The following is a 10,274-nucleotide window of genomic DNA, read 5'->3' on the forward strand; positions in this document are numbered from 1 at the left end:
ATCGAAGAAGCGGATGAGGTTCAGCGACGCCAGGTTGCAGGCCGTGTCATCGAGGAACATGTACTCGCTGCAGTTGTGGACGGTGACGCCGTTGGCGACGAAGCTGCTGGTGACGGGCTCGGTCAGGTCGAAGACCTGCTGATGGCCCAGCGGCTCGAGGCCGGCGACGCGGTCCCAGTTGTCGCACGCCGCCCCGGCGTCGGGACGAGTGGCGACGGCCTGGGCGAGCGCGACGTCTTTGTCGGTCGACAGGAAGCCGATGTGCTTCTGGAAGAGCGACAGGCACGCCGGATCGACGCGCAGGACGGCGTCGCCGTCGGTGCCGCCGACTTGTGTGCGAATGCCGAAGCCGATGAGCAGCGTCTGGACGTCGCGGAGCAGTCCGAGGCGTCCGGTGCGGAGGCCGACGGTCTCGTGGGTGACGATGCCGTCGGCGGTGAACAGGCCGCGAAGCAGGTGCTTCTGGGCGGCGAGGCCCGCAGTGAAGGCGTCGCCCGACAGCCGGCGGCCACCGGTGAAGGGCGTCCTGGCAAACGCACCCAGCCGGCCGAGCATGCGGCGGTCGTCCGACACGACGACCGGCTCCGGCTCGGCGACGGCTTGAACAACCGTGTCACCCGCGACGTTCCCCACCGCTTCACCAGCGCCCATGCGATCGCGAACAGGCCTGCGGACGCGGGCGGTTTCGCCCCAGTTGTCGGCGACGTACGTGCCGTAGTCGGCGATCTGTGCGTCGTTGGTCAGGCCGCACTGAGCCAGGTCGAGGGCCGAACCGTCGCCGTTGGCGTCGCTGAGCAGGAAGCCAGCGAGGTGGAACAGCTTCGGATCGCTCGGCTCGCCCACACGCTCGACGGCGGCGGGCTGGCTGATGAGGCGGACCTCGTCGTTGCGCGTGAGGTGCCCGGCCTCGATCCAGCCGCGGTCACGCGTCCAGACCTTGTGGTCCTTGGTCAGCTTGATCTGGTAGCCCGACTCGGTGGTCAGCTCGAAGACTTCGCGCGTGCCCGTCGGGAAGGCTCCGCCCTCGACGAAGTGGACGGCCTGGCTCTCGAGATTCGTAACGACGCGGGCCGGCAGGTGGATCATCTCGTCGATGCGCCGCCAGATGCCGCCGGGCGTGAGGACGCGGGTGTCGCCCGTCACGCACGGGTTGGACGCGTTGATCCGGCCGGCCGAGGGACAGGTGTGCCACTCGTTGATCGTCGTGTCGTACTGGACGCCCGGGTCAGCACAGCGCCACGCGGCCTGGCTGATCTGCTCCCACAGGTCGCGGGCCTTGATCGTCTTGTGGACCTCGCCGTCCGTGCGGCGGATGAGCGTCCAGTCGGCGTCGGTCTCGAGTGCCTTGAAGAAGGCGTTGGGAATGCGGACCGAGTTGTTGCTGTTCTGGCCGGAGACCGTGTAGTAGGCCTCGCCGTTGAAGTCGTAGTCGAGCTTCAGGCCGAGCTGTTCGGCGAGCTCTTTCTGGTCGGCGGAGAGGTGCTTCATGCCCTCGGCCAGGGCGGCGACCTTCAGCTCTTCGCGCACCTTCCAGTTGACGAAGTCCTCGATGTCGGGGTGGTCCAGGTCGAGGCAGACCATCTTGGCGGCGCGACGCGTGGTGCCGCCCGATTTGATTGCGCCGGCCGCGCGGTCGCCGATCTTGAGGAAGCTCATGAGCCCGCTGCTCTTGCCGCCGCCCGACAGCGGCTCGTTTTCGCCGCGGACCTTGGTGAAGTTGGTGCCCGTGCCGCTGCCGTACTTGAAGAGGCGGGCCTCGCGCGTCCAGAGGTCCATGATGCCGCCGTGGCCGACAAGGTCGTCGTCGACGCTCTGGATGAAGCAGGCGTGGGGCTGAGGCCGCTCGTACGCGCTGGTCGCCTTCTTGGTCTCGCCGTCCGCCGGGTCGACGAAGTAGTGGCCTTGGGCCGGGCCGGTGATGCCGTAGCTGTTGTGCAGGCCAGTGTTGAACCACTGCGGCGAGTTGGGCGCCGCCATCTGATTGAGCAGCATGTGGCACAGTTCGTCACGGAAGGCCGACGCGTCGTCGGGCGTGTCGAAGTAGCCGTGCTCGCGGCCCCAGTCGGCCCAGCAGTCGGCGAGCCGGCTGATGACCTGCCTGGCAGATCGCTCCGGGCCGGTGACGGGCGTGCCGTCCTCGTGCCGCTCGATCTGCCCGTCCGCGCCGATCTGCGGGACGCCGGCCTTGCGGAAGTATTTGCTGACCATTATGTCCGTCGCCAGCTGACTCCAGGCCGCGGGAATCTCCGCATCGGTCATCTCGAAGACGACGCTGCCGTCCGGGTTGGAGATGCGGCTGGTCCGCTTCGACCACTCGACAGCGGCGAAGACGTCACGGAAGCCATCCTCATTGATGGCGAGGTCTGCAGTGAATCGGCGATCAATCTTCATCGGAAATCAGTGAAAACAGGGAAACGAGCAGGGCGGAAATCGGCAGTACGAAGACGTACGAAGCGCTCCCCGCCGGTTGGGGCGGGTTCACGCGGAGGGCGATGAGCTTTGGTGTCAGCCGGCCAAGCGAGGCGGCGACGAGTTCAACAACGGCGGGGAACAGCAGTGCAGCATCGGAGGTCGCTCCTTCGAAACAGCCGGCCTGGCCGGCTTCGTATGATCCAAACTTAAACCGAACAGGTCGCGTCCTGCAACCTGCAACTCATGAAAAGACTCAGTCGACCAGAGGCAGCGTCAGGCCGCTCTGGTCCTGGTACTTGCCGCCTTTGTCCGCGTAGCTGGTGCCGCAGACGCGGTCGGCCTGTAGGAAGAGCATCTGGGCGATGCCCTCGTTCGCGTAGACCTTGGCCGGAAGGGGCGTGGTGTTGCTGATTTCCAGCGTGACCTTGCCACGCCACTCGGGCTCGAGGGGCGTGACGTTCACGATCAGGCCGCAGCGGGCGTAAGTGCTCTTGCCGACGCAGATGGCCAGGACGTCGCGCGGGATCTTCATCTCCTCGACGGTCTCGGCCAAGGCGAAGCTGTTCGGCGGGATGATGACGTGATCGCGGCCGGTGCTCTTGGTGTCGACGGTGACGAACATGTCGTCGCCGAACGACTTGGGATCCACGACGGCCTGCCCGCCTTGGGGGTGGGTGGGCGTGAAGACCTTGAAGAGGCTGCCGACACGGACGTCGTAGCCGTAGGACGAGACGCCGTAGCTGACGCGTCCACGTCGTCGGACGTTGTCCTCGAACGGCTCGATGCCGACGAGTTCGCGGATCTGGGTGTCACAGAGGATCGACATCAGGTGGTTGCTCCTTCGGGGCAGTGGGTCCGTTTCGGGCGGAATCAATGTCCGGCAAGTCAGGTGCCAGTCCGTGGCAGCCGGCGAGCACGATACCCAAGATGTTGTGGTCTGCAAGTCTTCGACCACTGCTACGTGTATCGGACGCTCGGGTTCGACTCGTGCACCGGCGCGCAAGTCGTTGGCGCATCCGGGTCGAATGCGTCGACGAGAAAAGCTACCGGCCGACGACTTTTTTCCCGCGCGGTTGTGGCGCGTCGATCATGTTGTCCACGGCTTGCCGATTCGCGCCGCCGCACCGTGTCATCCCGACGCGTCAGTGCGACCAGACGCCTGCCCACAGACGTCGCAACAGCGGACTGATCGGCGCGTCCTTAACGACGTCTCCCTAAACTCCACTGCCATGCCGAAGCGCCCTTCGACCACGACTGCCGCCCTCGCCCTCGCCGCCTCGCTCGCCGTACCAGCGATGGCCCAGTATCCAGTTCAAAGCGACGGAAACGCCCTGGACGCCAACCCGCGTCTGGGCTCCGGCGGCTTCAACAGGCCCGTCGCCGCTACGGCTCGCGGCTACAGCGCGTACGAGAACCCGTACGCCCGTGGCAACTTCGGCCAGGGCTTTGGCGGATACAGCTCGCTGAACAACAACATCGTCACCGGCAACGTCACCGGCGGCCGGGAGTTTCGCGACTTCGACGAGTACACCGATCCCCGTTCCTTCCGCGACGTGACGGCCGGCGACGAGTTCGACGCCTTCAACCGATCGGCGAGCGGCGTCACGACCGGCGGCCGACTCATCAACTACGCGAACACCACGCAGGCGTTCTTCGGCGACTCGACCGTCGCCAACCCGCCCGGCGACTTCGTCCGCACGCCCGGCACCGGCGGATTCGTGCCCAGCCAGGCCGCCTCGGGCCGAACGGCCGACCTGAACACCGCCAACGACTTCGGCCGGGGCACCAGCAGCCAGATCACCGAGTTCAACCAGCCGACCGGCAACGTCTCGCCGCTGGTTCGCCTCTTCGAAGGTGGCGCGCTCGACGTTCAGGCGGGCAGCGACGTGGCCAACGTCGGGCCGCAGCCGGGCGAGGTCGACGTCGACCGACTGCTCGGCTCGCCCGAAGCCCTCGTCCTGGGCAACCGTCTCACCGCTCGCGGCCTGAACGACAGCCTCGCCGACGCAGGCGGCCGGACGCTCTCGCCGTTCACCCGACTCGGCCGAGACGCACGGCTCGAGACGCTCACGTCTGATCGTCAGCGGCTCCTGGGCGGCGAGTTGCTGCGGGACGAAGAGGGCGAAGTCGCAGACGCCTCGCAGATCGATCTTGTGCTCGCCGGTGGCCAAGCCGCGAACGTCGCCGCCACAGCCGACGGCGGGCAGGCGGCGCTAGACCAGATCGAAGAGGGCGTTCGCCCGCGCGATGCCGTCCTCCGGCTGGCCGATCCGGCGGAGCAGAGCGCTCAGTACGCCCAGCTCGAGCGTCGCCTCGACCGCCTCAAGGCCGACCCGTTCGCACGCCGCCTGCGTCCGATTGAGCAGCCGACGGCGCCCGACGCGGTGCCCAGCGATCTGCCAGGGCTCCCTGGCGACCTTCCAGGGCTTCCCGGCCTCCCGGGTGTTCCCGGTGCAGACGAGCCGGATCCGCTGGACGTGCCCGTCGCTCCCGCAGGAGCGGTCGGGCCGGTCGGTTCGGGCCGAATCGACTCCGCCGCTGGGGCCGTCTCGCCGGTCGAGTCGGTTGATCCGCCGGTGCTGGTCGAGCGGTTCAGTGCCGGCATGGCGAGCCCGACGCTCAAGGCGATCATTCAGGACGCCGAGGCCTTGCTCGCCGATGGCCAGTTCGCCACGGCCGCCGCTCGGTTCGAGGCGGCGGCGACGTTGCTGCCGAATCAGCCGCTGGTCCAGCTGGCCACCGGCAACGCCCAACTCGCCGCCGGGTTCTACCGCCGCTCGTCGCAGACGCTGCGTGGTGCTTACGAGCGAAACCCCGAACTGGCCATGGCCCGCGTCAGTGCCAGCGACACCATCGGCGACGAGCGTGTCGACGAGCTGGTCGCCGACCTGGAACGCCTCGTCGCCGAAAAGCCCGACTCCGTCGATGCCGTCTTCCTGCTGGCGTACCTCAGCTACGGCTCGGGCGACGACGTCCGCACGCGTCGCCTGCTCGACGTCGCCGCCGACCGATCGGGCGGCGATCCGTTCTTCGCGTCGCTCAAGCGGCTCTGGCTCCCGGAAACAATGACGCCGGCATCGCCCGCCACCCGTCCCGCCGCTGAGTCGGCCGCGCCGTCGACGCGTCCGGCTTCCTGAAATCCGATCGCAAAACTATTATCCTGCCGCTCATGGCGGGTAGCAGTCAGGTGCGGGCCGAGGACATGCGGGCGGTCCTGACGACCGTCGGCGAGTGTCTTGAGCAGTGGGACGACCCCAAGGCATGGATGCACCACCTGCTCACGCAGAGCAGCGCGCTTGCCGGCACCGATCTGGCCTCGCTGATCCTCGCGACGCCGCATCCCGATCCGCTGCAGATGACGTGGCGTGACCGCGAGGTCATCGGCCTCGACGACGACGTCGCCAAGCGGTCCTTTCACGACGTCGGGACGCGCGACATCCCGGACATGCCCGGTGCCGACATCATCGGACGTGACATCCTCGCCAGCGGTGCCTCCACGCGTCGCCTCGAAGAGCTCGGCGGGCTCGATCTGTTCCACAGCACCGTCAGCTACGAGAACGTCCACGCAGCCACCGGCATGTGCGACTACGTCGCCTGCTTCCGAATGCTGCCGCAGATCGGCATGATGGCGGTCGCGACGACGTCGAAGACGAACACCCGACGCGCGATCTCGGCGCGAGGCGTAGCGGTGACGCGTCTGCTGTGGGACGAGATGCAACCGCTCATCGGCACGCGACTGGCGACGCTGGATCAACCCTCGCGGCACGGGCTCAGCCCGCGACTCGTGCAAACGCTCGACGCCTTGCTCGACGGCCTGTCCGAAAAACATGCCGCCGCCCGACTCGGCATCAGCCCGACGACCATCCACCAGTACGTCGGCACGCTCTACCGCCACTTCGGCGTGGAAAGTCGGGCCGAACTGATGAGCTACTTCATCAAGCGACAACCCGTCCGTCCGCAGTGAGGCCGATTTTGACTGGCCAGCGTCACTCGGATTCGGTGATGTTCGCAGAGTCGTCGTGGTCACCGCGCACGATCCATGTGCTGAGTTGCGTGTCGTAGATGTCGTTGAGTTCAGCGATACTCGATACAAGCCGCAGGAAGCGCGGGTTGTAGATGTCGCCGTGATCGGCAGAGATTCTGTTGTCGGTCCGGATGATCCAGAAAGGCGTGTCGTTGAACGCGTCTGGCCTGCCCGTGAGGATCAGCTTGCCGTCTTCGGCCTTAGCTCTGTGGCTTACCAGAAAGTCGATGTGCCCGTGGGCACGATTGGCCAGCTGGCTCTGCGGCGGCAGACCTTCGCCGAGACTGTCTTGAAAGGGAAGGAGGAGGTTGTTGACGATCTGGCCAAACGGATAAGCGACGCGCGTTGCCGTGTCAGCTTCTGACGTGATCGAGACAATGAGTGGGCCGACAGAGCGTCTCACACTTCCGTCTTCATGCCGAAGCTCAACCTTGATTTGGTTGCGCTTCATGAACTCGAGCAACTGGTAGACGGCCAGACCGTCCAATGCGGGGTTCTGAAGGAGCACCAGATCGACGGGAACGGGGACGCCATCTCCCCGCGATGACATGACCTTCGTTGCGATCACCGGCGCGATCGCCTTGGCGAGAATCATGCCGCCCATCGAGTGTCCCGACAGGAACACCTTCGAATCCGGTCGCATCTTGGTCGCGTCGGTGAGCCGAAAGAGCGTCTCACGCATCTGCGGCGACGCGACCCGTTCCGCGGCCGCTTTGCGACTCCAGAACGTCAAAGACTTCACCAGCGGAAACCGCGTCGTCGCACCGCGCCAGCCGATGTAGACGCCCACGACGTGATCCGGCGCAGGCGCGCCAGACATCTTGAGCTCGACAGCCAACCGCTGCATGCTGTCTCGAAAGCGCTGCAGATCGCCGGCCTTGCGGTCCGGGTCGGCATCGTTCATCCAGCCGTGCGTGAACGTCACGAGCACAATGCCGCGTTCAGAAGCCTGGTTGCGTTCCTGAATCAGCTCCACGGCCGCCTCGACCTGGTCCGGCTCCCACAGCATCCCGACTTCATCGAACTCGATGATCGCCAGATCTGCACCGACGGTCTCGTCCGACGGCTCCGCAATTGGCCTCAAGTATTGATCGGGTGACGCGTTGTAGAGCTGGCTCGAAATGCAGCCAGTGCCGCACGTGGCGATGACCAAGCAACAGAGGATTGAAGCGATTCGACGGCTCATGGGTTGGCGGGCTTCTCGTGTTGGTCTGCGACACGCCGAATCACGACGGCCGTGAGGTCGTCCGGCTGCGCGGTGCCGGCGGCGAAGGTTTCGAGGTCGGCGAGGATGTGATCGATCATGTCCTGTCCCGCCCGATGGCCGTGACGGGCAAGCGACTCGCAGAGGCGAGGCACCCCGAAGAAGTCGCCGTCGCTTGCTCTCCACTCGAAAAAGCCATCGGTCAGCATCACGAAGACATCGCCCTCGGCAAGTTGGTGCTTCGCCGGCTCAACCGAGTCGTCGATCGTGCCAATGCCGAGTGGGAACGTCTCACAACCGAGGCTCTCGACGGTTTTCGTCGCCTTTCGGTACACCAGCAACGGCCCGTGGCCTGCTGACATGCAGAGCAGTTCGCCTTCGTTGGGCGTGACAAGCAGCGTCGCGAACGTCACGAACCGACCGTCGCCGAGGTCGTTGAGCAGCTCTTCGTTGAGTCGGCCGACGGCTGAGGCGAGCTTTTGCTCGACGCGCAGTGCCGATCGTCCGTAGGCCCGGCAGAAGCACGCGATCATCGCCGGGCCAAGACCGTGCCCGGTGACGTCGGCGACACAGACGGCGAATCGACCGTCGTCGAGCGGCAGCCAGTCGAAGTAGTCGCCACCGGTTTCATCGGCAGGGCGATTCCACCCGACGATCTCGAAGCCGGGCACGTCGGGCGACTCGGACGGCATCAGCTTTCGCTGAATGATCGCCGCAGCCTGCAGATCCTGCTCGGCCCTCATGCGCCGCTTGGCTTCGGAAACGGCAGAGCCGAGGTAGCCACGCACACGCAACGCGACGATCCCGGCGGCTGCTCCTGTTGCGACGACGAGCACCGCTGAGAACATCTCGAGCGATCGGGGCATCAGGCTGTCCGTCGCGGTCCCACTGCCTTCGGTGATCGAAGAGACGACGACCATCAGGCCCAGCCCCAATCCGGAAACCAAGCCCGACACCAGCGACACCGCCAGCCGGACGTGCAGCACCGAAAGCACGATGAACAACGCGTACATGTGACTCGCCGGCCCAAGCGCAGCCGCCCGCAGCGAGACATCGTCACCCCACGCGACGATGAACCCGAGAAGCGTCGGAGCCAACGCTTCGACGCAGGCGTTGAAGTAGTTCCACCAGCCTGGCAAGGGCTTTTGCCGATCACGAATCCGGACAAGCCAGATGAACGTGAGGAACTCGTAGAGGATCAACCCGCCCATGACGAGCGGAACGCCCAGCGGCACGTCGGATGCCGCCTGATCCGACGCCGTCGCAAGTCGAACCGAGTTCGCCGTCGCCGCCGCGAGCAGAATGCCGAGCACGCCGAGCGTGCGGAACCGCACGGCATCGTTGACCGTCTCGGTCAAGGTCTGCGAGCCACTCGCGCCTAGCGCTGTCATGCGGCCGTCCTCTCGGGCGTTGCCATGATGTGCAGCGAGACCAAGCGACCGATGAGCAGGACAAGGAAAAGCTGCCCGAACACGGCTTCGGTGATGGCAGCCGATCTGGCAATCGGTGTGACTGGGCTCACGTCGCCGTAGCCCAGTGTCGTGAGCGTGACGAAGCTGAAGTAGAACAACGTGCCTGCGTCATCCGGCTGACTCGCCCCGGATGAGGCAAATGCTCCGGGCGTGATCGCTTCGATCGCCTGGTAGCCAATGGCCCAGACCACGCCAGCGAGCAGATAGATGCTGGCCGAAGCGCTGAGCAGCGCAAGCGTCACGTGCCGGGTGAGAAGCACGCGTCGAATCGACATGATCAAAGCGATCACGCCGCAGCCGACCAAGCAGAGGCTGGCCAAAGCCTGGATCACACCGCGGTCTTGCGGTGCGATGAACTGCAACCCAGTTGCGACCGCGACCAAGCCGATGCACAGGCTCAGCTGCAGGCGATGTGTCGAGACGCCGAGCACGATCAACACCAGAAAGAGGTGGAATCCCGTCTGGGTTGCGATGGACGAAACGCTGCCGTGCTCGCGCATGGCGTAGGGCGCGACGAAGAGCTGCAAGACCATCAGCGTCAGAGCACCGTGTGCTTGCAACGGAGTCAGCGGCCGGAGTTGGTCAATCGGCTCGTTCATCCGAGGACTCGGCGTCGCGCGGCGATGGCGACCAGCCGCCGCCGAGCGAGCGCTGCAGAACGATGTAGGTCGTGGTCACGTCCGACTGGCTCTGGATCAACCCGTCTTCGGCGGCGAAGAGCTGGCGTTCGCTGTCGAGCACGTTCTGGAAGTCGGTTCGCCCTTCGAGGTAGAGCTCCTTCGACAGCTCCGCAGACTCGGCAGCGGCGGTCGACGCACGGGCGAGGGCTTCTGTCAGCTCGACCTGTCGGGCGTGGCGATAAAGCGAGCTCTCGACCTCTTGGATCGCATCAAGCACCGACGCGCGGTAGCCAATGAAGGCGATCTCCGCGGCCGCTTCCTGGGCGCGAATGTCGGCACGCTCGCCGCCGGCGTTGAAGAGGTTCCAGTTGAAGCTCGGACCGAAGCCGAAGCCGTAGCTGTTGGACTCGAACAGCGTCCGCCCGTCGGCCGCGCTGTACTGGAAGCTGCCCGACAGGACGAATCGCGGCAGCAGGTCGGCCGTCTCCACGCCGATCCGCGCCGTCTCGGCCGCCAAAACTCGCTCCGCCGATCGAACGTCG

8 protein-coding genes are annotated in these 10,274 nt (G+C 65.9%); 2 read left to right on the forward strand and 6 right to left on the reverse strand.

The window, feature by feature from the left end; genetic code table 11:
* On the reverse strand, positions 1–2,391 hold a 2,391-nt coding region (locus AAGI46_12460; protein ID MEM1013019.1), incomplete at its 3' end, for an LAGLIDADG family homing endonuclease.
* Between the two features lie 274 nt (positions 2,392–2,665).
* The gene (dcd, locus tag AAGI46_12465) at positions 2,666–3,238 is read right to left on the reverse strand and encodes a dCTP deaminase (GenBank protein ID MEM1013020.1); all 573 of its coding nucleotides are present in this window, start codon (positions 3,236–3,238) and stop codon (positions 2,666–2,668) included.
* 403 nt (positions 3,239–3,641) lie between these two features.
* Here dcd and AAGI46_12470 point away from each other — a divergent pair, with 403 nt between their 5' ends.
* Together AAGI46_12470 and AAGI46_12475 are read left to right on the forward strand one after the other, a co-directional pair.
* Positions 3,642–5,549, forward strand: a complete 1,908-nt coding sequence (locus tag AAGI46_12470) for a hypothetical protein (protein ID MEM1013021.1) — start codon at positions 3,642–3,644, stop codon at positions 5,547–5,549.
* A 32-nt stretch (positions 5,550–5,581) separates the two neighbouring features.
* Positions 5,582–6,376: a helix-turn-helix transcriptional regulator gene (locus tag AAGI46_12475; protein MEM1013022.1), complete on the forward strand. Its 795-nt coding sequence runs from the start codon at positions 5,582–5,584 to the stop codon at positions 6,374–6,376.
* A 22-nt stretch (positions 6,377–6,398) separates the two neighbouring features.
* Here the strand turns inward: AAGI46_12475 and AAGI46_12480 are convergent, their stop codons facing one another.
* From AAGI46_12480 to AAGI46_12495, 4 genes are all read right to left on the reverse strand, one after another.
* Positions 6,399–7,589, reverse strand: coding sequence for a hypothetical protein (locus AAGI46_12480; protein MEM1013023.1), 1,191 nt, complete (start codon positions 7,587–7,589; stop codon positions 6,399–6,401).
* Between the two features lie 29 nt (positions 7,590–7,618).
* Positions 7,619–9,031, reverse strand: coding sequence for a PP2C family protein-serine/threonine phosphatase (locus tag AAGI46_12485; GenBank protein MEM1013024.1), 1,413 nt, complete (start codon positions 9,029–9,031; stop codon positions 7,619–7,621).
* Positions 9,028–9,711, reverse strand: a complete 684-nt coding sequence (locus AAGI46_12490) for a potassium channel family protein (protein MEM1013025.1) — start codon at positions 9,709–9,711, stop codon at positions 9,028–9,030. The genes AAGI46_12485 and AAGI46_12490 overlap by 4 nt, the downstream gene beginning before the upstream one ends.
* Positions 9,695–10,274, reverse strand: a 580-nt coding sequence (locus tag AAGI46_12495) for a TolC family protein (protein ID MEM1013026.1), incomplete at its 5' end; no start/stop codon positions are given. The genes AAGI46_12495 and AAGI46_12490, both read right to left, overlap by 17 nt.

The sequence above is a fragment of the Planctomycetota bacterium genome (assembly GCA_038746835.1).
In the GTDB taxonomy this organism is placed as follows: domain Bacteria; phylum Planctomycetota; class Phycisphaerae; order Tepidisphaerales; family Tepidisphaeraceae; genus JBCDKH01.